At 58.1% G+C, this 24665-nt stretch carries 20 protein-coding genes and 1 tRNA gene; 13 read left to right on the plus strand and 8 right to left on the minus strand.

All coding sequences use genetic code 11. The features are described from left to right. Window positions 1-15 precede the first annotated feature (15 nt). Window positions 16-267: a DUF2249 domain-containing protein gene (locus tag CPPEL_RS06780; RefSeq protein WP_123960407.1), complete on the plus strand. Its 252-nt coding sequence runs from the start codon at window positions 16-18 to the stop codon at window positions 265-267. 152 nt (window positions 268-419) lie between these two features. Here the strand turns inward: CPPEL_RS06780 and CPPEL_RS06785 are convergent, their stop codons facing one another. After that, on the minus strand, window positions 420-1031 hold the full coding sequence (locus tag CPPEL_RS06785) for a molybdopterin-binding protein (RefSeq protein ID WP_164470389.1): 612 nt from the start codon (window positions 1029-1031) through the stop codon (window positions 420-422). 298 nt (window positions 1032-1329) lie between these two features. Here CPPEL_RS06785 and CPPEL_RS06790 point away from each other — a divergent pair, with 298 nt between their 5' ends. The 8 genes from CPPEL_RS06790 (at window position 1330) to CPPEL_RS06825 (ending at window position 12841) form a co-directional block, all read left to right on the plus strand. Next, window positions 1330-2655 (plus strand): nitrate/nitrite transporter, encoded by a 1326-nt coding sequence (locus CPPEL_RS06790; RefSeq protein WP_123960409.1) that lies wholly within the window; start codon window positions 1330-1332, stop codon window positions 2653-2655. Between the two features lie 55 nt (window positions 2656-2710). Beyond that, window positions 2711-6436, plus strand: coding sequence for a nitrate reductase subunit alpha (locus CPPEL_RS06795; protein WP_123960410.1), 3726 nt, complete (start codon window positions 2711-2713; stop codon window positions 6434-6436). Further along, window positions 6436-8025 (plus strand): nitrate reductase subunit beta, encoded by a 1590-nt coding sequence (narH, locus tag CPPEL_RS06800; RefSeq protein ID WP_123960411.1) that lies wholly within the window; start codon window positions 6436-6438, stop codon window positions 8023-8025. Before CPPEL_RS06795 ends, narH begins: the two co-directional genes overlap by 1 nt. Beyond that, entirely contained in the window at window positions 8026-8703 is a 678-nt protein-coding gene (gene narJ, locus CPPEL_RS06805; protein ID WP_123960412.1) for a nitrate reductase molybdenum cofactor assembly chaperone, read from the plus strand. 13 nt (window positions 8704-8716) lie between these two features. Beyond that, the gene (gene narI / locus CPPEL_RS06810) at window positions 8717-9505 is read left to right on the plus strand and encodes a respiratory nitrate reductase subunit gamma (RefSeq protein WP_123960413.1); all 789 of its coding nucleotides are present in this window, start codon (window positions 8717-8719) and stop codon (window positions 9503-9505) included. Between the two features lie 62 nt (window positions 9506-9567). After that, window positions 9568-10272 (plus strand): molybdate ABC transporter substrate-binding protein, encoded by a 705-nt coding sequence (gene modA / locus CPPEL_RS06815; RefSeq protein WP_123960414.1) that lies wholly within the window; start codon window positions 9568-9570, stop codon window positions 10270-10272. 32 nt (window positions 10273-10304) lie between these two features. After that, window positions 10305-12149 carry an ATP-binding cassette domain-containing protein gene (locus CPPEL_RS06820; protein WP_245990409.1) on the plus strand — a complete coding sequence of 615 codons (1845 nt, stop codon included), beginning with the start codon at window positions 10305-10307 and terminating at the stop codon, window positions 12147-12149. After that, window positions 12146-12841, plus strand: a complete 696-nt coding sequence (locus CPPEL_RS06825) for a helix-turn-helix transcriptional regulator (protein ID WP_123960415.1) — start codon at window positions 12146-12148, stop codon at window positions 12839-12841. The genes CPPEL_RS06820 and CPPEL_RS06825 overlap by 4 nt, the downstream gene beginning before the upstream one ends. Here the strand turns inward: CPPEL_RS06825 and thrB are convergent. From thrB to CPPEL_RS06850, 5 genes are all read right to left on the minus strand, one after another. Further along, the gene (gene thrB / locus CPPEL_RS06830) at window positions 12838-13761 is read right to left on the minus strand and encodes a homoserine kinase (protein ID WP_123960416.1); all 924 of its coding nucleotides are present in this window, start codon (window positions 13759-13761) and stop codon (window positions 12838-12840) included. The two genes, CPPEL_RS06825 and thrB, sit on opposite strands and share 4 nt — an antisense overlap. Continuing rightward, window positions 13761-15104: a homoserine dehydrogenase gene (locus tag CPPEL_RS06835; RefSeq protein ID WP_123960417.1), complete on the minus strand. Its 1344-nt coding sequence runs from the start codon at window positions 15102-15104 to the stop codon at window positions 13761-13763. Before CPPEL_RS06835 ends, thrB begins: the two co-directional genes overlap by 1 nt. A 125-nt stretch (window positions 15105-15229) precedes the next feature. Further along, window positions 15230-16624, minus strand: coding sequence for a diaminopimelate decarboxylase (gene lysA / locus CPPEL_RS06840; protein ID WP_123960418.1), 1395 nt, complete (start codon window positions 16622-16624; stop codon window positions 15230-15232). Between the two features lie 142 nt (window positions 16625-16766). Then, window positions 16767-18419, minus strand: a complete 1653-nt coding sequence (argS, locus tag CPPEL_RS06845) for an arginine--tRNA ligase (RefSeq protein WP_123960419.1) — start codon at window positions 18417-18419, stop codon at window positions 16767-16769. Between the two features lie 39 nt (window positions 18420-18458). Further along, window positions 18459-20111: an L-lactate permease gene (locus tag CPPEL_RS06850; protein ID WP_123960420.1), complete on the minus strand. Its 1653-nt coding sequence runs from the start codon at window positions 20109-20111 to the stop codon at window positions 18459-18461. Window positions 20112-20575: 464 nt separating this feature from the next. Between CPPEL_RS06850 and CPPEL_RS06855 the strand changes: the two genes are divergently transcribed. The 4 genes from CPPEL_RS06855 (at window position 20576) to CPPEL_RS06870 (ending at window position 23806) form a co-directional block, all read left to right on the plus strand. Beyond that, window positions 20576-21361, plus strand: a complete 786-nt coding sequence (locus CPPEL_RS06855) for a (Fe-S)-binding protein (protein ID WP_123960421.1) — start codon at window positions 20576-20578, stop codon at window positions 21359-21361. Next, the gene (locus CPPEL_RS06860; RefSeq protein WP_123960422.1) at window positions 21358-22884 is read left to right on the plus strand and encodes a lactate utilization protein B; all 1527 of its coding nucleotides are present in this window, start codon (window positions 21358-21360) and stop codon (window positions 22882-22884) included. The genes CPPEL_RS06855 and CPPEL_RS06860 overlap by 4 nt, the downstream gene beginning before the upstream one ends. 4 nt (window positions 22885-22888) lie before the next feature. After that, window positions 22889-23518 (plus strand): LutC/YkgG family protein, encoded by a 630-nt coding sequence (locus CPPEL_RS06865; protein WP_123960423.1) that lies wholly within the window; start codon window positions 22889-22891, stop codon window positions 23516-23518. A gap of 215 nt (window positions 23519-23733) precedes the next feature. Then, window positions 23734-23806, plus strand: a tRNA-Arg gene (locus CPPEL_RS06870). 54 nt (window positions 23807-23860) lie between these two features. On the opposite strand, the gene CPPEL_RS06875 is transcribed toward CPPEL_RS06870, so the two are convergent. Next, window positions 23861-24061, minus strand: a complete 201-nt coding sequence (locus CPPEL_RS06875) for a PspC domain-containing protein (RefSeq protein WP_123960424.1) — start codon at window positions 24059-24061, stop codon at window positions 23861-23863. Continuing rightward, window positions 24054-24542 (minus strand): MarR family winged helix-turn-helix transcriptional regulator, encoded by a 489-nt coding sequence (locus tag CPPEL_RS06880; RefSeq protein ID WP_123960425.1) that lies wholly within the window; start codon window positions 24540-24542, stop codon window positions 24054-24056. Before CPPEL_RS06880 ends, CPPEL_RS06875 begins: the two co-directional genes overlap by 8 nt. Window positions 24543-24665: the final 123 nt, after the last annotated feature.

Here is a 24665-nt window from a genome sequence, read left to right on the forward strand (position 1 = left end):
GCTATGCTTCCAACCATGCAATTACCTCTTTCAAGCACCGAACAAACCCCCACGCTCAACGCCTGCGTGATCCCCCATGCGCTTCGCCACGGCGCAATTCACGGCGCGCTGGGTTCCCGAGGCGTGGGCGAAGCCATGATCCTCATTGCGCCGCACAACCCAATTCCCTTGCTCAAAGAAGTTGAGGCGCGCGAAGAAACCTTCGAGGTGAAATACCTCCAAGAAGGCCCGCAGGATTGGCACATCCAATTCACCCGCACCGCCTAACAGCAGACAAGGACCGGCGAAGGAGATTCGCCGGTCTTTTTGCGTTCTAGCCCGCCCGCTCGGGCCCACTGCCGTCGCTAGCCACGCGTGGCCGACGCCCTGCCCTCGACTCACGCCCTGCCAGCAGGCCAGACATCAACCCCGCGCAGGCCTTAAGCCACCTTCTCCCCTTCAGCAGCCTCAATGCCGCAACGCGGTACCGCTTCGCGTTGGGATTCTGCTTCACGCTGTGGTTCCACTTCGCGCCGGGCTTCCACTTCGCGCCGGGCGTCTGCCTCGCTATGAGCATCGAGCGCCTCGGCGAGGCTATCCCACACGCTGGCAATCACCTCAAGCACATCACGCACCCCTCCGCGAGAACTCGGCGTATTCACCAACAGGCACACCTTTTGCCCCACCCTGGCAATGCCGATCACACCTCTGCTTAGACCGGCCTTCTCGGTGTGGGCGAGGCCTTGGATGAGCACTTGGGTTTCTAGGCCGTAAAGGCGCTGGATCATGTGCTCCATGCTGATTTCAGGTGTGACGTTGCCCGGATTTAGCCCGGTGCCACCGGCGACAACGATCACCGCGGGCTGCTTGCTGGCTGCCCATGCAAATGCGGCTTTGAGCGGCCCACTCCCCTCGCCTACACAGCGTTGATGCACTGTGTTTGCGCCAAGGGCTTTGAGGGCGCGTTCGATTTCTGGCCCGGCTTTGTTTGGCCGCTGGCCTTGGATTATGCGATCGCCAACCACGATGCCCACAGCATCCCATTCCTGCATGTCGCACCTTCCCTTCGCCTTGAGCACAGCGCGTGTGTGCCGTCGTTGCAGCGTTGGGCCATGAGCATCTGGCAAACGGCGTGCATGTTCAGACTCGCCCGGCATTTTCCAGTGCGGTGTCCGGCCTACGCCTTCACGCTTAGAGCCTGACTTTTTGCAGGTCACGCCCAGCAACAACGGTTTTTTTGATTTTTTTCCGGCAAAATTACCCTTTTGAGTATTAAACACGGTAAATTCGAAGTCAATTAGCGTGAGGTGACAGGCACCTCATAGCGCCCCTTTTTTCCAAAGGAATCACATGACGCAACTACGCACCGACCAACGCGTGCTTGAGGGCTGGGACCCCGAGCACCAAGAAACCTGGGACAGCAAAATTGCCTGGACCACGTTGTGGATCTCCACCATCGTGCTGATCATCGGCTTCGCTACCTGGTATCTCGTCTCTGCAATCGCGCCGATGCTCAACCAAATCGGCTTCGACCTGAGCAAATCGCAGCTCTACTGGCTTACCGCCATCCCCGGACTCTCCTGCGGTATCTTCCGACTCATCTTCATGTTCTTGCCGCCTATGATCGGCACCCGGAAGCTCGTGAGCATGTCCTCCCTGCTGTTCGTCATCCCGATGTTCGGCTGGTTCTTCGCCGTCCAAAACTCCGATACCCCCTACTGGTGGCTGCTCACCCTCGCTTTCATCTCGGGCATCGGCGGCGGCGTCTTCTCAGGCTTCATGCCCTCCACCGGCTACTTCTTTCCTAAGCGCCTCCAAGGCACAGCCTTGGGCATCCAGGCCGGCATTGGTAACTTCGGCATTTCCTTTATCCAGCTCGTAGCCCCGTGGCTCATGGGCTTTAGCCTCCTTGGCCTTGGCTTCGTGGCTCCCCAACGCACCGACGCTGGCGAAGTATTCGTCCACACCCCCGCCATCATCATGGTGCCCTGGGCAATCGTCGGCGCCATCGTGGCTTGGATGCTGCTTAAAGATGTGCCGGTAAAGGCAAATATCCGCCAACAGATCGACATCTTCGGCAACAAGAACACCTGGATCCTCACCGTGGTGTATCTGATGACCTTCGGCGCATTCTCCGGTTTCGCCGCACAGTTCGCACTACTGATCAACAACGTCTTTGGCGAGGCCTCCCAATTCGCAGGCCAGTACGCAGACCTTCCCAAGGGCGCAAAATATGCCTTCCTCGGCCCACTGATCGGTGCCCTGGTTCGCGCCATGTGGGGTCCTTTGTGCGACCGTTTCGGTGGCGCAATCTGGACCTTCATCGGCGGCGCCGGCATGACCATCTTCACCGCTTTGGCAGCCTTGACGCTCAACCCCGATGAGCCCGGCCAGTACAAGTGGTTCTTGATTTTCATGCTCATCGTCTTCTTCTTCACCGGCCTTGGCAATGCGGGCACCTTCAAGCAAATGCCCATGATTTTGCCCAAGCGCCAAGCCGGCGGCGTGATCGGCTGGACCGGTGGCATTGCAGCATTCGGCCCGTTTATTTGCGGTGTGCTGTTGTCGTTGATGGCACCACAGGTGTTCTTCTTCGGCTGCGTGGTCTTCTTCGCCATCACCACGGCCTTGGTGTGGATCTACTACGCCCGACCCGGCGCTCCCTTCCCAGGTTAAGCCGCGTTTCGTGCCCCTTATCACTATCAACAGCAAATAAGAAAGGGTCCTTACGATGCCAACAGCTTCGCAATCGTCTAACCCCCTCTTCCAAATGGGCAGCTTCTTGCGCAAGGGCGAAACCGGCAAAGAAGGCCAGCAAATCTTCCTCAAAGGTGGCCGCCAGGCGGATGTCTTTTATCGCGACCGCTGGGCTTTTGACAAGGTTGTGCGTTCCACCCACGGCGTGAACTGCACTGGTTCTTGTTCCTGGAAGGTCTACGTAAAAGATGGCGTGATCACCTGGGAATCCCAGGCAGTGGATTACCCAAGCACCGGGCCAGACATGCCCGATTATGAGCCTCGTGGTTGCCCTCGCGGCGCATCCTTTTCCTGGTACACCTACTCGCCTACGCGCATTCGCTACCCCTATATCCGCGGCGTTCTTCTTGATATGTTCCGCGAGGCCAAGGGGCGTTTGGGCGATCCCGTCCTCGCGTGGCGCGAGATCGTGGAAACCCCTGAAAAGCGTCAGGCCTATATCTCTCAGCGCGGCAAGGGCGGCTTGGTGCGTGTGGGTTACGACGAGGCAATGGAAATTGCTGCCGCAGCCCATGTGTACACCGTCAAGCAATATGGCCCCGACCGCATCGCGGGCTTTACCGTGATCCCGGCGATGTCGCAGGTTTCTTATGGTGCAGGTACTCGCTTCTTGCAACTTATCGGCGGCGTGGCCTTGTCCTTCTACGACTGGTACGCAGACCTTCCGCCTGCTTCTCCTCAAACCTTCGGCGATCAAACCGATGTGCCGGAATCTGGCGACTGGTATAACTCCAGCTATCTGATGATGTGGGGTTCGAATATCCCCGTCACCCGTACTCCCGACGCGCACTTTATGGCAGAGGCGCGCTATAAGGGCACCAAGGTTGTGGTGGTCTCTCCCGACTTTGCAGATAACACCAAGTTTGCTGATGAATGGCTCAGGCTTGCACCTGGCACCGATGGTGCGCTGGCTTTTGCCATGGGTCATGTGATCTTAAGCGAATTCCATGTGGGCAAGAAGGAGCCTTTCTTCCTTGACTACATGCGGCAATTCACCGATGCCCCCTTCCTTGTGGAGCTGGATCAGCGAGCAGACGGCACCTTTACCCCAGGCAAGTTCCTCAGTGCAGCCCAAAGCGGTGACGATTCGCTGGCAAGCACGGCTAATGCCACTCACCGCCTGCTGGTGATGGAAGCTGATGGTGCCATCAAGGATCCCGGCGGCACCGTGGCTGATCGCTGGGGTGATGATGGCGAGGGCAAGTGGAACCTCAAGCTCGATGGTGTTGCTCCGGTGATGTCGGTGGCAGAAACCAATGGCTTTGATACTGCCGAGGTGTGCTTCCCGCGCTTTGATCTTCCAGGCGGCGGCGATCAGGCAGGACCTGTTGGTGCTGGCGTCGTGCACCGTGGTGTGCCTACACGCACGGTCAACGGCAAGCTGGTTACCACCGTGTATGACTTGATGCTCGCCCACTACGGTGTGCGCCGCGAAGAGCTGAACTTGCCTGGTCAGTGGCCTGAAGATTTCTTTGATGCTTCTGTGGTGGGCACTCCTGCATGGCAAGAAGAGCTCACCGGCGTACCTGCGAATGCCGCGATCCGTATTGGGCGCGAATTTGCTCAAAATGCTGTGGATTCCGGCGGACGTTCGCAGATCATTATGGGCGCTGGTGTCAACCACTACTTCCATGCTGATTCCATCTATCGCACCTTCTTGGCACTGACCTCGATGTGCGGTACCCAGGGTGTCAATGGTGGCGGCTGGGCACACTATGTGGGCCAGGAAAAGCTGCGTCCGATGAATGGTTGGGGCCAGTACGCTTTTGCAGGCGACTGGAACCGCCCGCCACGTCAGATGATTTCTACCGGCTTCTACTACCTCACCACTGATCAGTGGCGCTATGACTCCACCAAGGCCGCACGTTTGGCCTCGCCTTTGGCAAACCGTGGCGTGGTGGGTAATAAGACCACCGCCGATACGCTGGTGGAATCGATGAAGCGCGGTTGGATGCCTTCGTATCCGCAGTTTGATCGCAACACCTTGTTGCTGGCCGAAGAAGCCAAGCAGCAAGGCATCTCCCCTCAAGAACACATTGCCAATGAGCTCAATGCGGGCAATCTTCATTTTGCTTGCGAGGATCCGGATAATCCGCAGAACTATCCGCGTATTTTGCTCAACTGGCGTACCAACCTTCTGGGTTCTTCTGCCAAGGGCACGGAGTTCTTCTTGCGCCACATGCTTGGTATTGATTCTGATGCTTCTGCCGAAGAGATCGGTCCGGAAGATCGCCCCGAGCAGATGGTCTGGCGCGATGAGGCCCCGAAGGGGAAGTTGGATCTGATGATGACCACCGACTTCCGCAACACGTCTACCTCGCTGAGCTCGGATATCGTGCTGCCTGCTGCTACTTGGTATGAAAAGCACGATATGTCTTCTACAGACATGCACCCCTTCTTGCACTCCTTTAATGCGGCCATTAATCCGCCCTGGGAGGCACGAAGCGATTTCGAGGTCTTCCGCGATTTGGCCGCAGCGTTTTCTAAGCTCGCAGCCAAGTGGTTAGGCACGCAGACCGACGTGGTGGCTGCACCACTTGCGCACGATTCCCCAGACGAGCTGGCTATGCCCGGTGGTGTGGTGCCGCCGCTGGATGAGCACGGCTACGTTCCAGGCAAGACCATGGCCAAGCTCATCCCCGTCGAGCGCGACTATGCGGCCGTGTATGAAAAGTGGATGCACTTAGGCCCGCTCACGGGCAAACTTGGCACCGGTGTGCATGGCACGGCGTATAACGTCGAAAAGCAAACCGAAGAGCTCAAGTTGATCCTGGGCGAATCCGAAACCACCACCGCCGGACTGCGCCCGGACCTGAGCACCGCGCCGAAGGTGATCGACATGATCTTGCACCTTTCTGGCGTCTCGAATGGCGAGGTGGCAGCCGAAGGCTTCCGCAATCAGGCAAAGCGCACTGGCCTGGATAACCTCCATGAGCTCGTCGATAATGTAGAAGGCACCCGAATTAACTGGGACATGATCAAGGAACGCCCGGCAGAGGTGATCACTTCTCCTGAGTGGACGGGTATTAAGAAGGATGGTCGGCGCTACACGGCGTTTTCGATCAATCGCGAGTACCTAAAGCCCTTCCATACCTTGTCTGGTCGCATGCACTACTACCTCGACCACGACTGGTTCATTGATTATGGCGAGGCCTTGCCCATGTATCGCCCGCCGCTGGATCACTTGCACGTCCACGGCGAGACGGCCCCGGGTGAGCTATTGCAAAACGACGCCGGGGATCCAGAGGTCACCGTTCGCTACCTCACCACGCACAATAAGTGGTCGATTCACTCGCAGTACTACGACAACCTGCATGTGTTGTCTATCTCTCGTGGTGGCCAGGTGATTTGGATGTCGCAAAAAGACGCCGACAAGCTCGGTGTTCGCGATAACGACTGGGTTGAGGCATATAACCGCAATGGTGTGGTTTCGGCTCGCGCGATCGTTTCCTATCGCATCCCTGAAGGCACGGTGTTTATGAACCACGCCCAGGAACGCACCACGGGCACGCCGCTCAATGAGTCCACCGGACGTCGCGGCGGTACCCACAATTCGCTTACCCGCATCATGATCAAGCCGATTCACGTCGCCGGTGGCTATGGCCACCTCACCTACGGCTTTAACTACATCGGCCCCACTGGCAATAACCGTGACGAGGTCACGCGCATCCGCCGCCGCTCCCAGGAGGTTGAATACTAATGAAGGTCATGGCCCAAATTGCGATGATCATGAACCTAGACAAGTGCATCGGCTGCCACACGTGTTCTGTGACCTGTAAGCAGGCATGGACCAACCGCGAGGGCACCGAGTACATGTGGTTCAACAACGTAGAAACGCGCCCTGGCGTTGGTTATCCCTATGGGTGGGAAGATCAAGGCAAATGGGAAGGCGGCTGGGTGCTGGATAAGCGCGGCAAGCTCAAGCCTCGTTCGGGTGGGCGTTTAAAAAAGCTCGCCACCATCTTCCATAACCCCAAGCTGCCTACCATCGAGGACTATTACGAGCCTTGGACCTATGAGTATGAAAAGCTGCTCTCGGCTCCTGCAGGCCAAAAGACCCAGCCCACTGCGCGGCCTGTGTCGCAGCTCGATGGCCGGCCGATCGATACCATCAAGTGGTCTTCTAACTGGGACGATAACCTCGGCGGCTCCGGGCAAACACTTGATGATGACCCGGTGCTCAAGCAGATGAATATGCAGGTGCGCAAGGAGATCGAAGATGCCTTCATGTTCTATCTTCCGCGTATTTGCGAGCACTGCTTGAACCCCACGTGCGTTTCTTCTTGCCCTTCGGGGGCGATGTATAAGCGCAGTGAAGACGGCATCGTGTTGGTGGATCAGGATCGTTGCCGTGGTTGGCGCATGTGTGTTTCGGGCTGCCCGTATAAGAAGGTCTACTTCAACCACAAAACCGGCAAGGCCGAAAAATGTACCTTGTGCTATCCGCGCATCGAGGTTGGCCAGCCCACCGTGTGTTCGGAAACCTGCGTCGGCCGCCTGCGTTACCTCGGAGTTTTGCTTTACGACGCCGACCGTGTGGCATCGGCAGCCTCCACACCGGAAGAAGGCGATCTCTTCCAAGCGCAAAAAGATATTCTGCTTGATCCCCATGATCCTGAGGTGCAGCGTGCGGCAGTAGAAGCTGGCATCCCGCACTCCTGGATCGATGCTGCACAGCAATCCCCCATCTGGGATCTCATCTTCCGCTACGAGGTGGCCGTGCCCTTGCACCCGGAGTATCGCACCTTGCCTATGGTGTGGTACATCCCGCCACTGAGCCCAGTGGTGGATGCCGTGACTGCCTCTGGCGCAGATGGCGAGCACCACAAGGTGTTGCTCTCTGCTATTTCCAATATGCGTATCCCCCTGGAGTACCTCGCGGGGCTGTTTACCGCCGGCGATACAGCGGCGGTAGAAAAGGTGCTGCGCAGGCTTGCCGCCATGCGTTCGTATATGCGCGATATCAACCTCGGCCAAAAACCGCAGGAAGCTATTGCCGCTTCGGTGGGCATGACCGGCAAGGACATGGAGGCGATGTATCGCTTGCTTGCCATTGCCAAGTACGACGATCGCTACGTGATCCCCACCGCTTCGCCGGAAACACCGCGCGGTATTTCCTCGCTGCCTTCTTTCGGCGGCGCGGATCCTGCTGCCAGCGTGGAGCAATTCCACGGTTTGGGTGAAGGTGCGCCCGAGGCCTGCCATAGCGGCGCGGGCGCAGGGCCTGTAGCGCTTACTTCTTGGAGTGCTGGGCAGCGTCCAGACTCGATGTTTCCAAGGAGCCGATAGATGCGTACCCACGTCGGCATCGTCCCGGCCCCAACCCCGGCCGTAGCCATTACCCAGCAGCAACGCCGCAGGCTGTTTATGGCCTGTTCCCTGCTGCTGGACTACCCGGATGAGGTCTTAATCCAACGCATCCCCACCGTCCGCGAGGCCCTAGGTGCTATGCCTGCAGCGATTGAAGCGGAGCTCGAAGGGTTTTTCCACGCTACTGATACCCACGCTGCTCGCTGGTTGGAGGAACACTACGTAGATACCTTTGATCAGCGCCGCCGCTGTTCGCTGTTTTTGAGCTACTACGCCGTAGGCGATACCCGCCAGCGCGGCACAGCCATCCTGGCGTTTCGCGATGCACTTGGCGCCTTAGGTTTTGAGCTCGATCGCGATGAACTCCCCGATCACTTGTGTGTGCTGCTCGAAGCCGCAGGGCTTGCCCAGGGTGAGGTGCACGATCAAGCAACCCAAATCCTTGCCACCCACCGCGATGGCATCGAGGTGCTGCGCGCAGCCCTAGAAACCTTCGATTCTCCCTATGCGCACCTGATCAAGGCGGTGTGCATGGCGTTGCCGGAGATTGACCAAGAGCTTGCTCAGCACTTTATGGAGCTGATTCGCCAGGGGCCTCCCTCCGAACTGGTTGGCCTTGGCACCCCATTTCCCTTTGCCCAAACCGAAAACCCCTAAATAAGGAATCACCATGACTTCTATTGACACGTTCTTGTGGGTCGCGTTTCCTTGGCTTGCCATCGTCGCGTTTGTGCTGGGCATGTCTTGGCGTTGGCGTACCGATCAATTTGGCTGGACCACGCACTCCACCCAAATCTATGAATCAAAGCTGCTGCGCATCTCCTCGCCGCTATTTCACTGGGGCATGATGTTTGTGATCCTCGGCCACATCATGGGCTTGGCTTTTCCTAAGTCCTGGACTCGTGCCGTAGGCATCTCAGATGCCGCCTATCACCTCATCGCCACCATCCCCGGCACCATCGCCGGTATCGCCGCGGTGCTGGGATTAGTGGGGTTGATTTATCGCCGCGTGCACACCCGCTCGGTGTTCCTATCCACCTCCACCTCAGACAAGGTGATGTATGTGCTGCTTGGCCTTGCTATCTTGAGTGGCTTCGTTGCCACGGTGAGCACCCAGGTCTTCGGTGGGCCTCATGGCTACGATTACCGCGAGACCATCTCTCCTTGGCTGCGCCAATTGCTCATCTTTAATGCGCACCCGGAGTGGATGGCTACGGTGCCCTGGCAGTTCAAGGTGCACGTGCTTGCAGGTTTCACCCTGCTGGCTGTGTGGCCCTTTACTCGCCTGGTGCACGTATTTTCTGCCCCGGTTGGCTACACCACCCGCCCCTATGTGGTGTATCGCTCCCGTGATACAAGAACGCAGCCAACACGCCAACATGTTGCCTGGGAGCCGGTACGCTCAAATAAACGCCAGGTGCATGAACCCAACGACGAAGGCCAGTGGTACGGCGCATAGCCTTCTCCGGGCACCACGCACAAGCGTTGGTGCCCACTACTTTTTCTAGGAGAACACCCATTATGCGTAAATTACTGCCGCTAGCACTGGCTTTGGTGCTCACCGGCTGCGCGTCCCAGGAACAACTCACGGTTTTTGGTGCCGCCTCTACACGTTTGATTAATGATTCCTTAGTCCAACAAAGTGGCGAAGATATCCAATTCCACAATGCCGGCTCTGCTGCCCTGGTACAGCAGTTACGCGAAGGCGCGCCAGCAGATGTGTTGATCACCGCCAACGAGGCCACCATGCAACAAGCCGAAGATGCAGGGCTTGTTGGCACACCAAAGGCTGTAGCAACAAACTCCATGGTGCTGATCGTGCCCAAGGGCAACCCGGCCGGTGTGCAAGGATTCAAAGACTTAGGCGATGCCGTGGTGGTCATTTGTGATGTGCAAGTCCCCTGTGGCGATACCACTGCCACATTGGAAAAGGCCAATAACACCACCATTAATGCTGCCTCACTGGAGCAATCAGTCTCCGATGTCTTAGGCAAAGTGGTCTCGCGTGAAGCCGATGCCGGCGTGGTGTATCGCAGCGATGCTGCAGCCGCAGGCGATAGCGTGGAGGTCATTGAAATTCCCCATGCCGATGAGTACCCCAATCGCATCATGGCGGCGGTGGTGGATCAAAGCTCGCATCCCGATCAAGCAGAAAAGATCTTAAACACCTTGGGCTCGCAGGAGTTTCGTTCTACCTGGCAAGAACAGGGGTTCACCCCACAGTGATCCAGCGCCTTGCCCCAAGCGCACCACGGTGGGTGCATCTGCTTGCTGTACTCGCCGGGGTGTTTCTGCTGCTGCCGCTGATAGCCCTATGCACCCGAGTGGCGTGGACAGACATCATCGGTATTGCGTTGCGCGAGGATTCTTTGCAGATGTTCGCGCTAAGCCTGGGCTCTGCTGTGGTGGCCACGCTGTGTTGTTTGGTGCTAGGAATCCCGCTTGCGCTGTGGTTGCAGTTGCTGCCTCGAGGCGCAGGCCTTGCCCGCGGTTTGGTGCTCCTGCCTTTGGCCATGCCCCCGGTGGTGGCGGGCTTGGCGCTCAGCGCAGCCTTTGGGCGCAAGGGACTAGTAGCACCGCTTCTAGATGCCACCGGTATCCAACTGGCGTTTAGCTTTGCAGGTGTGGTGATGGCGCATTGTTTTATCGCGCTTCCTTTTGTGGTGGTGACTGTGGATGCGGCACTACGGCAATTTGATCGCGAGATTTGGTATTCGGCCCAGGCAGTAGGAATGACGCCCACCCAGGTGGTGCGCCGGGTGTTATTACCTGGTGTGCGCCCGGCGATACTCAGCGGCGCCGGCTTGGCCTTTGTGCGCTCGCTTGGAGAGTTCGGCACCACGCTCACCTTTGCAGGATCCTTACCTGGGGTAACCCGAACGCTCCCGGTGGGCATTTATCTCGCTAGAGAAACTGACCCCGATCAGGCCTATGCGTTAGCAGCCCTGCTCGTGCTGTTGGCCGTGGCAGTGCTGGCAGCAGTCGCACTTCTTGGGCGATCTCCTCGTGTGCGTACTCAGCAGGCCGTTGAGCTTAGGCCTGTCGATGTGGCTGCGTTAAGTGCGCTGAGTGCCTCTGAGCTTGGAGCACCCAGCATCAAGGTGGATGATTTTTATGCCCAGGCTGGGCACACCACCGCACTCATTGGCCCTAATGGTGCAGGTAAAACCACGTTATTGGGCAAAATTGCAGGCAGAATTAGCGCGCAGGTCTTCATAGATGGCAAGCCGATATCCGAGCCGATGTGGCAACGCGGCATTGTCATGCTTACCCAGCAGCCCGGTTTGCCGCGGCACTGCAGCGTTGAGCAGGCCATCGCGATGGTGCACCCCGAGGCAGCCCGGCTGTTAGAGGCGGCAGGTTTAGAGGCCTTAGCCAACGTGCCCACCGCGGAGCTTTCGGGCGGGCAAGCCGCGCAGGTTGCCCTGCTGCGCGCTTTGGCTGCTCGCCCACGGGTGTTATTGCTTGACGAGCCCCTCGCTGCAGTCGATGTTGAGGCAGCGCAGCATTGGCGTGCATTGTTGGCTGCTGCCGCCAAGGGGCGCACGGTGGTGTTTATTAGCCACGACCCCACCGATGTTGCCACCTTGAGTTCCAAGATCGCGGTGCTCGAACAAGCCCAGGTGCGCAGCATTGCAGATACGCAGGAGGAATTTAGCCGTCCGAGCAATAGCTTTGTGGCCTCTTTTGCTGGGGTGAATCGCTTGGAAGGCGTAGTGCAAAGCGTCGAGCACGGTATTGCAGAAATGCGCGTTGGCGATCTTCACGTTGTTGCTCAGGCCGATGGCGATCTCGCTGTCCACGATCGGGCGGTGGCGGTGTTTGCCCCGGATGCTGTGACGTTGAAGGTGGTTGAGAATCCGGCGGGGGTGGAATCCGCGCGCAATCAGTGGGAGGGGCGGATCACATCGGTTGAGTTCCATAAAAATATTGTGTTTGTACGTGTAAAATTTGCTACAGCATCGATTACGTTGCACACCACTCAAGCCTCCGCGTTGCGTTTATCGCTGGGCGTTGGCAGCAGCGTAATTTGTGCCATAAAAGCACTCAACGTGCATGTTTATCGTGCGCCTACCCCACACGCCAGCACCGAGGAATTATGAACCAGCACCCCCCTCGTCCCGCAACGGATCTTTTTCCAGAGTCTTTAAAGCTCAGCCCCAAACAGCGGCTTGTGCTTGATACTTTGGCCGATTATCCCGATGGCGCGCGTGTGTACGAGTTGGCCGAAGAACTGAACATGCATGCCAATACTATTCGTGGCCACCTTGATGAGCTCACCGAGCGCGGCGCCGTACATTCCTTTACCGCACCCGCCATTGGCCGCGGGCGCCCCTCGTTGATTTATAAGGTTCGCATCCCCGATAACCGCACGGTGGCTGCCGAGTACGTCACCTTGATCGAGGTGATGGGCGATTATCTCGAAGAACAAGCCGCCACCGCCGAGGAACAAGCGGCCATGGCCCGCACCATTGGCAAGCGCTGGGGCGAAAAGTTGCGCGAGCGCGGCTTGGAAAGCCCCGAATCCAGCCAGGGCTTTTTGGGCAGGATCACCGGCTATCTTCGCAGCATGGGCTTTGATCCCACGCAGGAAGTCAGCACCGATGAGGGCACGAGCATTTCCATGCGCAGTTGCCCGCTAAGCTCCAATGAGTTCCAGCCAACACCGTTTATTTGTGCCGTGCACGAAGGCACGTTGCAGCAGTTGCTTGACGACGACCGCATGCACCTCAACCTCGTGCCCTATGATCAGCCGGGCCAGTGTTGCGTAGAGATCAAGCAGAAGCAGGCTTAGGCCTCTAATACCTCGGTCTGTACTGGTCCGGCCACGCTCAGTGGCAGCACACGCATGCCGGATTCTTCGGCTTCGCGTAGCAACTGCGAATCGAGGTCTTCGGTGATCAGCACCATGGCGGTAGGCCCTGCGCCTGAAAGGTAGGCTGCCACACCGCGGTTGCGAAGCCTGTTTACCCATTCAGCGGTCAAAGGCAGCACATCGGCGCGATACGGCTGGTGGAGTCGATCCCTGGTGGCCTCCCACAGCAGCTCGGGGTGATGCTGCAGCGCCACCGTCATCAACGCCGCCCTTGACACATTGAAGCGGGCATCAATATGGCTGATCTCATTGGGCAGCACCTGGCGCACCGCATCGGTGGAGGCGCGCTCGCTGGGGATCAAGGCCACGCCGCGAATTTCGGGGTGCACGGGGATGGCCACGGCCTTGTACTGCGGGTCGCTGCCGTCGACAGGCGTCGACGTCCACGACACCACTGCCCCACCCATGACCGAGGCGGCAGCATTATCGGGGTGGCCTTCAAATGCCGAAGAAAGCTGGACCAGATCGGCGGTGCTGAGCACATCACCGGCCAAAGCATTCGCCGCAGCCACACCGGCAACCGCGGCAGCAGCAGAAGAACCAAGGCCACGCGATTGAGGAATACGGTTATGGCAGGTCACTTTGAGCCCAGGTGCCTGAACGCCGGCGGCCTCAAGGCCAGAGTAAATGGCGCGCACCACCAGGTGGCGCTGATCCAGTGGGACTTCGCCCTCGCCTTCGCCTTCGACAATCACTTCGAGGCCTTCGCTGGTGATTTCGACCCAGATGTCGTCGAAAAGCGAAAGGGCAAGCCCGAGGGTGTCAAAGCCAGGCCCAAGATTGGCAGAGGATGCGGGGACGCGAACGTGCACGCGACGCCCGACGCTCAATTGCTGCATTAGTTCTCCATCAAACGGATCACGCTGGTGATCTTCTGTACTGCGTCGATGCTCTTGATCTTTTCAACGGTGGCCTGCAAATCGCGTTCCTTGGCGGCATGGGTGACCACAATCAAGCGGGCAACATCCTCGCCGCCTTCTTGGCGCACTGTTCTCAAAGAAATGCCGTTATCGGCAAAGATCTTGGCAAGCTCAGCCAGCACGCCCTGGCGCTCTTCTACTTCCATATCGATGTGGTAGCAGGTCAGCACCTCGCCAAAATCGGCGATTGGCAAGTTAGCGTAGGTGGATTCACCTGGGGCGCGGCCACCGAAGACCTTGTTACGGGCGGCACCGACAATATCGCCAAGCACCGCAGAAGCCGTGGGGTTACCACCAGCGCCATTGCCGTAGAACATCAAACGGCCCGCAGCCTCTGCCTCTACAAACACGGCATTGAACGACTTAGACACGCTGGCTAGCGGGTGCTCGCGATCCACCAAGGTGGGGTGCACGCGGGCAGAGACCTTCTCTTGGCCCTGCTCATCGCGGAAACGCTCACAAATGGCCAGCAGCTTAATGGTCTGGCCTGCTTGTTTCGCAGCCTCAATGTCTTCGGCGGTGATATGAGAAATGCCCTCGCAGTAGACATCCTCGAAGGTCACGCGGGTATGGAATGCCAGCGATGCCAAAATGGCAGCCTTGGATGCAGCATCATGGCCTTCAACATCAGCAGTTGGATCGGCTTCTGCATACCCCAGGCGGGTGGCCTCGGCGAGCATGTCGTCGTAGGAAGCGCCGGTGGAATCCATGGCGTCGAGGATGAAGTTGGTGGTTCCGTTGACGATGCCGGCCACCGTCTCTACCTGATCGCCTGCCAGGGAACGACGCAGCGGGCCTACCACGGGGATGGCGGCTGCAACGGCAGCCTCGAAGTACAGATCAACGCCTGCGGCATCGGCTGCCTGAGCAAGCTCCTCGGAGTGCGCGGCTACCAGTGCCTTATTGGCAGTTACCACAGACTTGCCGGCTTCAAGCGCCTCCAGCACGAGCTTGCGCGGGTAATCGATACCGCCGATGACCTCCACCACGATGTCGACATCATCGCGGCGCAGCAAAGACTCAGCATCGGTGGTAAGCAACCCCAGTTCGCTTGCCAGCGAACCCTCGTGCTTTTCCACGCTGGATACAGCAACGCCGCGGATCTCCAGCGGGCCGCCGGCGCGGTGAAGGAAATCCTCGCTATTTTCGTGGATCAAACGCAGCACCTGGCTACCGACGGTGCCATAACCCAAAATGGCCAGGCCAACGGGCTCACCTGCGCCCTTGCCGGGCTTGAACATGGTTTGGGGTGCGGCGGTCATAATGCTCCTAGAAAATGTTGAGGCAAATGCCCATCTATATTAACTACACAAGAATACTCAGCGCTTGTTTGCTTAAAGCCGATACCCCTACGCCAAGGCCAAGCCTGAAGCTGGGGTGTGGCCAATTAGGCTTCCATGGCAAGGAAATCCTCGATGGTTTCGCGGCGAACCATCAGGCGGGCTTTTCCATCTTTCACGCTTACTACCGCAGGGCGGGTAAACATGTTGTAGCGGCTGGCCATGGCAAAGCAATAGGCACCAGTTGCTGCCAGCGCAAGCAAATCGCCGGGGCGGATATCCTCCGGGTAGCGCTGATCGGCAATCAAAATATCGCCCGATTCGCAGTGGCTTCCCACCACGCGCGAATCGCAAAGCTCGCCCTCGCACAGGCGGCTGACTACGCGCGCATCATATTCAGCCTGATACAGCGCTGGGCGAATATTATCGCTCATGCCGCCATCGACGGCGATATAGCGCCTGGTCAAATCATCAGTAACGTGCACGTCTTTGATGGTGCCCACCTCATACACCGTGACGGTGGACGGCCCTGCAATCGCGCGGCCTGGTTCCACCATGATCGTGGGAGCCTCCAGCCCAAGGCGATCTGCCTCTGCCTTAACGCGAGCAATCAGATCCGCCGCCACAGCCTGCACATCAAGCGGGGTGTCGTTTTCGGTATAGGCAATGCCATAGCCGCCACCAAGGTCGAGCACGGGCAAGCGAGTGTCGAGCTCTTCTTGCAAGGTGTTTTGCAAACGCATCAAACGCTTGGCGGCAAGGGAGAAGCCTTCGGCATCAAAGACTTGGCTGCCCACATGGCAGTGCAAGCCGCGCAGATCGAGCCAGGGGTGGTGGAAGGCTTGTTCCGCCGCCTGCTTTGCTGCCCCACTGGCCAGTGAGAATCCGAATTTCTGATCCTCGTGGCTGGTGGCAATAAATTCATGGGTGTGGGCATCCACGCCTGGGGTCACACGCACCAATACCGGTTGCACCTTGCCCTGGCGCTCAGCCTCTGCGCCAAGGGATGCAATTTCTTGGAAGCTATCGAGCACCACATGTTCAACACCGGCGCTCACGCAAGCTTGAAGGTACTGCGCAGACTTGTTATTGCCGTGAGCAGTAATGCGCCCTGCGGGAAAATCGGCGGCCTGCGCCACCCGCAGCTCGCCATAGCTTGCAACATCGAGCGAGAGCCCCTCTTGCGCCACCCACCTGGCAATTTCGCGGGTTAAAAATGCCTTGGAGGCATAGTGCACGCGCTCAGGGCCTTGGTAGGCGCGCGCCAGATCGCGGCAGCGGCTTCGGAAATCATCTTCATCCACCACGAATAACGGGGTGCCGAATTCTTCTGCCAGCTCCGGTAGCGACACCCCGGCGATGCTCACCACGCCGTTATCGTCGCGGGAGGCGTTTTTTGGCCACACATGCGCCGGAAGGCCATTGAAGTCGCCTTCGGGGAAGGTGATGCGCTTGGTGGGCGAATAGCTAGAGGTGTACTGAATACCGACTACGTGATCCATGCGAGACTTTCTCGTTTCTATACAAACGCCACCAGGTGAAAAGCCTGGGGCGCGATGCCTTGGTGTAGCTGAAGATGGCCCTATTTTGCCTAGCACTGCCAGGCACTAGGCAAGCGCAGCTTCAGCCTTGTATGCCCGCTTGTTACATGCGCTCCGGTGCGCTCACGCCAAGCAGGCCGAGCGCATTGGCCAATACCTGACGGGTGGCTGCTGCCAGTGCCAGGCGTGCGCTGTGCAAATCGCTGGCCTGTTCGTCTTGTTTGGGCAAAATCTGGCAGGAGTCATAGAAGCGGTGGAAGGTGCCTGCGAGTTGCTCGGCATACCTGGCTACGCGGTGAGGCTCGCGCAAGGTGGCAGCGGCCTTTACCACGGCCGGGAATTCTCCCAGCGTGCGAATAAGCTCGCCTTCGCGCTCATGGGTGAGCAGACCGAGGTTATCGGTGCTCAAGTCCACGCCCAGGGCTTCTGCCTTGCGGGCAATGGAACACAGGCGGGCGTGCCCGTATTGCACGTAGTAGACGGGGTTATCGCTGGATTGCGAAGACCACAGCTCCAAGTCAATATCCAGGCTGGAATCCACCGAGGATCGGATCATGGCGTAGCGGGCGGCATCAACACCGATTGCCTCCACCAGATCGTCCAAGGTGATCACGGTGCCGGCACGCTTGGACATCTTCACTGCCTGGCCATCGCGAACCAGATTGACCATCTGGCCAATGAGCACCTCTACTGTATCGGCGTCATATCCCATGGCTGCGGTGGCGGCACGCAGGCGGTTGATATAGCCGTGGTGATCGGCGCCGAGCATATAAATGCAGAGGTTAAAGCCGCGTTCGATCTTATTGGCCACATAGGCAATATCGCCGGCGATATAGGCTGCGTCGCCGTCGGATTTGATCACCACACGGTCTTTATCGTCGCCATAATCGGTGGACTTCAGCCACCAGGCGCCATCTTCAAAGTAGAGGTTGCCGTTGGCTTTGAGCTTTTCGACGGCCTTTTCCACAGCGCCAGTTTCAAAGAGCTCGTTTTCGTGGAAGTACACATCGAAATCGGTGCCGAATTCATGCAGCGATTTCTTAATGTGAGCAAACATCAGCTCCACGCCGCGGGCGCGGAAGGCCTCGCGTTGTTCTTCGCCTTCAAGCTCCATTACCTCAGGTGCAGCCTTAACAATGTCTGCTGCGATTTCTTGGATGTAATCGCCGCCGTAGCCGTTTTCAGGGGTGGGCTCGCCTTTGGCAGCAGCGACTAAGGAGTCGGTGAAGTTATCGATCTGCTTGCCGTGATCGTTGAAGTAGTATTCGCGCGTGACCGCAGCACCCGAGGCCTCCAAGACTCGACCCAGGGCATCACCCACGGCAGCCCAGCGGGTGCCGCCAAGGTGGATGGGGCCGGTGGGGTTTGCAGAGACGAACTCGAGGTTGACGTTGCGGTCTGCATATATCTCGGAACGGCCAAAGGCTGCGGCCTCAGCGAGGATATTGGCCACGATCTTGCCTTGGGCATCGGCGGCAAGGCGGATATTCAAAAAGCCTGGGCCTGCGATTTCGGCGACCTCGATGGCTTCGTCGTTACTTAGGGCGTCGGCAAGCAACTGGCCAAGCTCGCGGGGGTTCATGCCGACCTTCTTGGCCACTTGGAGTGCAATATTCGTGGCGTAATCGCCGTGCTCGGGGTTACGAGGGCGCTCCACCACCACCTGCTGCGGCAGCACAGCGGCGTCGAGATCGCGGCTTTGCAGCACTTCGGTGGCGGTGGAATGAATGAGGTGGCTTAGGTCGGCTGGAGTCATGACTAAGCAGTGTAATTGCCCCAGCCCGTGGGCAAAAACCTAGCCCACAACCATCCAACCAAGCACGGAGGTGGACTGCAGGTACACGATGATGCAGATGTACACCAGCAGGCCAAGCGAATACTTCCAGGCTTGGGCCATGATCTTTCGCTCGCCATTTTCCATCGCTACCGCGGTGGCCGCGATGGTTAGGGTTTGAGGGCTCATCATCTTGCCCAAGGTGGCACCGGCAGTATTGGCACCAATCAGCAGCGTGGGGCTTACGCCGACTTGCTGCGCGGTGGTGGCCTGCATCTGCGAGAAGAGTGCGTTTGCCGAGGTAGCAGAGCCTGTGACCCAGGTACCGATCCAACCCAGCACTGGCGAAAGCAGCGGGAAGATGGTGCCGGTGGCGGCCAGGAAGGCGCCGATGGAGGCGGTTTGGCCGGACATGTTCATCACATAGGCCAGACCCATCACCGCGGCGATGGTCAGTGCCGAATAGCGCATCTTATAACCGCCCTCGCCGAGGGTGGCAAAGGCCTTCGATAGCGACATCGGGTATTTTCCGCCCTCTGCGGTGGCGGCGTACACCAAGGCGGTGATGATGCCGCAGAAGAACAAGATGGTGCCCGGTGTGGAAAGCCAGTTGAAGTTGAAGATGGTGTTGGTAATTGGCTCGCCTGCCTCATTGAGCAAATGTCCGTGCAGCCCAGGCCATTCGATCTTGATGGTGGTGCTATTAAGCGCTGCTGGCAGATCAAAGCCGATGCGCCACAGGCTGGTGATGGAGAACACCACCACGATCAGCACATAGGGGAAGAGGGCGAGCACGGCGTTGCGGGTATCGAGGTGCAGTTGCGAGGCGTCGATTTCCGAGGCTTGTTCTTCAGGGGTGGTTGGCTTCCATACTCGCAAAAGCAGCACGCCGGCGGTGAGCGAAAGCAGGCAGGCTACTACGTCGGTAAGCACATAGGAGAAGTAGTTGGAGGCAAGGAATTGTCCTCCGCCGAAGGTCACGCCAAGGGTGATGGCCATGGGCCAGGTTTGGCGCACTCCTCGCATGCCATCCATGATCAAGGCGAGCACGAAGGGCACCACCAGGGCGATCAGCGAGACTTGCCTACCTGCCATTGCGGCTACTTCGGCACCGGGAATCTGGTTGAGCAATCCGGCGGTGGTCACGGGGATGGCCATGGCGCCGAAGGCCACGGGTGAGGCATTGGCCACGAAGGTCACGAGCACGGCCTTCATGGGCTTTAGGCCAATGGCAAGCAACATCGCGGCCACGATGGCAATGGGTGCGCCGAATCCGGCCAAAGCTTCGAGCAATCCGCCGAAGGCAAAGCCGATGAGCATGGCTTGCACGCGCATATCGCCGCGGCCGATTTTAGAAAAGATGGTGCGTAGGTCTTCGAATCTGCCGGATTTCACGGTGAGGTCATAGACCCATACCGCCATCCAGATGATGTAGACGATGGGGAAAAGGCCAAAGGCCACGCCCTGGCTGAGCGAGGCAAAGGCCAAGTTTGCGGGCATGCCAAAAAGCAGGATGCCGGTGGCAAGCGCTACGCCGACTGAGGCGATGGCTGCCCAGTGCGCCTTCATCTTGAGCACCATCAGGAAGAGGAAGAAGCCCACCAGCGGCAGGATTGCGCAAAGGGCTGAGAGCCCGAGGCTGCCGCCTACAGCGCTCGTCGAGGGGGTAAACATGATTGGGAGTGCTCCTTCATGCACAGCGCAGACTGTGTAATAGAACACAAATGGCCTGCGAACGTTTCCATTTCACTGCTTCCTACTATTGACCCGCACCGTGGCGCAAGACAACTTTTGCATCCGGCAACAAAGCAAGATCGGTGGCACAAACGCGCGGGAAAGTAGCTAGGAACGGGGAAAAGAATTAAAACGTATTTTCCACCACATTTCTTTTTGCACCAAGCCAAGGCCGCGTCAGCTCGCGCCAAGATTTCCTTTGCATAAAGGGGCGTCTAGCCATAGGAAAAGGCATTTAAGAAACATTGATATTTCTTAAGTCTTTGCAGCTCAACCGCTATCTACACCCGAAGGCGCGCCAAGATTTTTCGCTAGGATAGCCATCGACAGGTGACACCTGGGGCGTATGCCCTAGAACGTGCCACACCAGCATTTCCAGAAATATTTTGCAAGGAGCAAGAAACGTGAGAGTTGCGCTCTTTTCCACCTGCATCGGCGATGCCATGTTCCCCGATGCCTCCAAGGCCACAGCACTGATCCTGTCGCGCCTTGGCTACGAGGTGGTCTTCCCAGACGCCCAAACCTGTTGTGGGCAAATGCATGTCAATACCGGCTACCAAAAAGAAGCCGTGCCACTGATCCGTACCTATGTCGATGCCTTTGCCGATCCATCCATCGACTTCGTGGTGGCACCGTCCGGTTCCTGTGTTGGCGCCGTGCGCGAACAACACGAACATGTGGCCTCGCGCTATGGCGATGCAGCGCTTGTCGATGGCGCCAAGAAGGCCGCGAAGAAAACCTATGACTTGCCGGAATTTCTTATCGACGTAGCCGGCACCGACCAGCTCGGCGCCTTCTTCCCCCACCGGGTGACCTACCACCCCTCGTGCCACGGGCTGCGCTTTATCAAGTTGGGTGATCGCCCCTACCGCCTTCTAGAAAATGTAGAAGGCATCGACCTGGTTACCCTGCCCAATGCCGAGGAATGCTGCGGCTTTGGTGGCACCTTCGCTTTGAAAAACGCCGAGACTTCGGCGGCCATGGTCTCTGATAAGGCCCGCAATATTAAGTCCACCGATGCCGAGTACGTCACCGGCGGCGATTCTTCCTGCTTGATGAATATCGCAGGCTCACTCTCACGCCAGCACATGGGCGTTCGAGCTATTCACCTGGCGGAGATTTTGGCTTCTACCAAGCAAAATCCCTGGACTCCCACCACCGCCGCTTACTCTAAGGAGAGCATGCTGTGAGCGTTTCACTCGGAACCCCCAAGATGCCGCCGCGCGCCTCGGATATTTCCTTATTGCACGGCAAAGAGCGCTTCCCCAAAGCTGCACACGATGGGCTCTATAACGCCACGCAGCGCCGTAACTTGCACAAGGCCACCACGACCATTCGTGAAAAGCGCGCCAATGTCATCAGCGAGATCGACGATTGGGAGGCATTGCGCGAGGCTGGTTCTGCCACCAAGCGCGATGTGCTTGCCCGCCTGCCCGAGCTGCTTGAGCAGTTCGAGGCTGCGGTGACTGCGCGCGGCGGACATGTGCACTGGGCTCGCGATGCAGAAGAAGCCGGCCGCATTGTCAAAGAGCTTGTGCAGGCCACCGGTGAGAAGGAGGTGGTCAAGATTAAGTCCATGGCCACCCAGGAGATTGCTTTAAATGAGCAGCTCGAATCCGTTGGTATTCACGCACAAGAAACGGACTTGGCAGAGCTGATTGTGCAGCTTGGCCACGACCGCCCCTCGCATATTTTGGTGCCGGCTATTCACCGTAACCGCGCCGAAATTCGCGATATCTTCGTCCACGAGATGCCCAATACGGACGACTCACTCAGCTCAGAGCCAGCCGAGCTGGCGGAGGCGTCTCGCACCTTCCTGCGCGAGCAGTTTATGAAGGCCAAGGTGGCCATTTGTGGCGCCAACTTCGGCATTGCAGAAACCGGCCACGTCACCATCGTGGAATCTGAGGGCAATGGCCGCATGTGCCTTACCCTGCCGGAAACCCTGATCTCTGTGATGGGCATTGAAAAGATCCTGCCCACCTTTGCCGATTATGAGGTGTTCTTGCAGCTTCTGCCTCGCTCTTCTACCGGCGAGCGCATGAACCCCTATACCTCCTTGTGGAGCGGTGTCACCGAAGGCGATGGCCCCGAAAACTTCCACATTGTGCTCTTGGACAATGGCCGCACCGCTGCCCTTTCCAATGAGATCGGCCGCGAGGCTTTGAAGTGCATCCGTTGTTCGGCCTGCCTGAATGTGTGCCCGGTGTATGAACGCGCCGGCGGCCACGCCTATGGCTCCACCTATCCAGGTCCGATTGGTGCCATTTTGACCCCGCAGCTTACGGGTATGGAAGATGATCAATCCGTGAATGGATCGCTGCCTTTTGCCTCCTCACTGTGTGGGCGTTGCAATGAGGTGTGCCCGGTGAAGATTCCTATCACCGATGCCCTGCTGGAGCTTCGCCACCAGAAGGTCAGCGAGCATAAGCCTTTTGTTGAAGGCTCGTTGATGACTGCCATGCAGTTCACCTGGGGTAATGAGACGGTGTGGAATACCTTGTCGCGCATGGTGTTCCTTGGCCGCGTCATGGGTGGCTTCAAGGGCAAGATCACTCACCTGCCCAGCTTCTTGTCTGGCTGGACGGATTTCCGCGATGTGCCTGTGCCGCCAAAGAAGTCCTTTAGGCAATGGTTCGAAAGCGATGAGGCGCGCGAACTGCTCAACCAAGCCCGCGAGCAAGGCCTCGCAGACGATTCCAAGGAGGACTAAAACCATGTCTGCGAAATCAACGATTCTGCAGCGTATCCGCGATGCCCACAAGCTTGCCGGCACTCCAGAAGGTGGCGTAGCCATTCCTCGCGATTACAACCGCGAGTATTCCTATAGCCGCTCAGAGCTCAAAGAGATCCTGATTGATCGCCTCGAGGACTATAAGGCCATCGTGGTGGAATCTTCCGAGGAGGATCTCGCGGCCACCATCGCCGAGCAGCTCCACCAGCGCCAAGCCAAGGAGGTTCGCTACGCCGAGGGCCTATCACCTGAGCTCTTTGAGCTTTTCGACGGCCAAGCCTCTGCCGATGATCGCTCACGTGATCCAAGGGAGCTCAACGAGGTGGATGCGGTTGTGACCGATTCACACGTCAGCTCTGCTCAAACCGGCACCATCTGCCTGGAATCCAATGAGCTGTGCGGAAGGCGCGCGCTTACCTTGGTTCCCGACTGCCACGTGTGCATCGTGCGCATGGACAATGTGGTCTACGGCGTGCCGGAGATGATTGCAGCTCTGGGGCGCGAAAAGCCGGTGACGATGATCTCTGGACCATCGGCTACCTCCGATATTGAGCTCAACCGCGTCGAGGGCGTGCACGGTCCGCGCACACTGATCTGCGTGGTGGTGGACTAACCGCCAAGCACCGCCGCTTACACCAGGCCTGCGAGCATCATTGCCCCGAAGGCCTGGTGTTGTTCTTGCATCTTCTGCGGGGCTAGATTTTGGGCAAGTACGCAGCTCATAGGTGCCATTTGCACGCCGTGATGGGGCAGATACACACACGGCAAAGCCCACCTGCAGGGCGTTTCTATTCCCTGAGGCGCTAGTGCTAGGATTGGGCGTTGCGCGTCTCCGTAGCTCAGTGGATAGAGCATTGGTTTCCGGTACCAAAGGTCGCACGTTCGAATCGTGTCGGGGACACACAAAAAGCACCCCTACCAGCTTTTGCGGTAGGGGCGCTTTTGCTTTTGCACGCTATGGGCGCTTGGGCATGATCAGCCAGGCCACGAGGTAGGCCAGCACCTGCGGGCCAGGCAGGATGATGCTTACCACGGTAAGCACGCGAAGCAAGGTGACGTCGATGCCGTAGGTTTCCGATACCCCACCGAGCACACCACCGATGAGCTTATGATCGGTGCTTCGATACAGCTTGCGTTGCCAAAAAGGCTCAGCCATTGTTCTTACCTTTCGGGATATTGAGGTGTTCTACGTCTGAGCCTAATACTGCAAGCGAGAAGTCGTGGATAGCTTGGGCTTGCTCTTGACTTAAGCGATCAAACACCAACTCGCGCACAGTCTGAACATGCTCGGGCACCGCCTGCTTTAAGCGGCGCTCCCCTTCCTTGGTAAGGGCTACGAGTACGCCGCGCCCATCGCCTGAGCACCGTTGCTTATCTACCAAGCCGCGGCGTTCCATGCGGGTAATTTGGTGCGAGGTTCTAGAGCGATCCCAGTTCAGCGCCGCACACAGCTCCCGGAGGCGCATGCGCTTTTCGGGGTGTTCAGAAAGGCTAACGAGCACCCCAAATTCTGGAGTGGTGAGGTCATAACCGGTGTTCAGCGATTCTTCAATCGCGCGATCCACTTTTCGGTTTGCCGCAAGCATGAGGCGCCAAAGCCTTTGTTCCTCGTCATTGAGCCATTCTGGGGTTTTCATGCAGACAACATTAAACGTCCGGGTTCTCCAATGAAAAATATACCCGTTTGCCTGCCCTAAGCCAGGTGCAAAAAATTGAACATTGTTTGTTGACACGTCTGCAATATGGTGTATTGTGGTGTC

This window comes from Corynebacterium pseudopelargi, assembly GCF_003814005.1.
Classification (GTDB): Bacteria; Actinomycetota; Actinomycetes; order Mycobacteriales; family Mycobacteriaceae; genus Corynebacterium; species Corynebacterium pseudopelargi.

Coding starts and splice junctions, on each gene's coding strand:
- CPPEL_RS06780 (WP_123960407.1), top strand. CDS start 16: ATGCAATTACCTCTTTCAAGCACCGAACAAACCCCCACGCTCAACGCC.
- CPPEL_RS06785 (WP_164470389.1), bottom strand. CDS start 1,031: ATGCAGGAATGGGATGCTGTGGGCATCGTGGTTGGCGATCGCATAATC.
- CPPEL_RS06790 (WP_123960409.1), top strand. CDS start 1,330: ATGACGCAACTACGCACCGACCAACGCGTGCTTGAGGGCTGGGACCCC.
- CPPEL_RS06795 (WP_123960410.1), top strand. CDS start 2,711: ATGCCAACAGCTTCGCAATCGTCTAACCCCCTCTTCCAAATGGGCAGC.
- narH (WP_123960411.1), top strand. CDS start 6,436: ATGAAGGTCATGGCCCAAATTGCGATGATCATGAACCTAGACAAGTGC.
- narJ (WP_123960412.1), top strand. CDS start 8,026: ATGCGTACCCACGTCGGCATCGTCCCGGCCCCAACCCCGGCCGTAGCC.
- narI (WP_123960413.1), top strand. CDS start 8,717: ATGACTTCTATTGACACGTTCTTGTGGGTCGCGTTTCCTTGGCTTGCC.
- modA (WP_123960414.1), top strand. CDS start 9,568: ATGCGTAAATTACTGCCGCTAGCACTGGCTTTGGTGCTCACCGGCTGC.
- CPPEL_RS06825 (WP_123960415.1), top strand. CDS start 12,146: ATGAACCAGCACCCCCCTCGTCCCGCAACGGATCTTTTTCCAGAGTCT.
- thrB (WP_123960416.1), bottom strand. CDS start 13,761: ATGCAGCAATTGAGCGTCGGGCGTCGCGTGCACGTTCGCGTCCCCGCA.
- CPPEL_RS06835 (WP_123960417.1), bottom strand. CDS start 15,104: ATGACCGCCGCACCCCAAACCATGTTCAAGCCCGGCAAGGGCGCAGGT.
- lysA (WP_123960418.1), bottom strand. CDS start 16,624: ATGGATCACGTAGTCGGTATTCAGTACACCTCTAGCTATTCGCCCACC.
- argS (WP_123960419.1), bottom strand. CDS start 18,419: ATGACTCCAGCCGACCTAAGCCACCTCATTCATTCCACCGCCACCGAA.
- CPPEL_RS06850 (WP_123960420.1), bottom strand. CDS start 20,111: ATGTTTACCCCCTCGACGAGCGCTGTAGGCGGCAGCCTCGGGCTCTCA.
- CPPEL_RS06865 (WP_123960423.1), top strand. CDS start 22,889: ATGTCTGCGAAATCAACGATTCTGCAGCGTATCCGCGATGCCCACAAG.
- CPPEL_RS06875 (WP_123960424.1), bottom strand. CDS start 24,061: ATGGCTGAGCCTTTTTGGCAACGCAAGCTGTATCGAAGCACCGATCAT.
- CPPEL_RS06880 (WP_123960425.1), bottom strand. CDS start 24,542: ATGAAAACCCCAGAATGGCTCAATGACGAGGAACAAAGGCTTTGGCGC.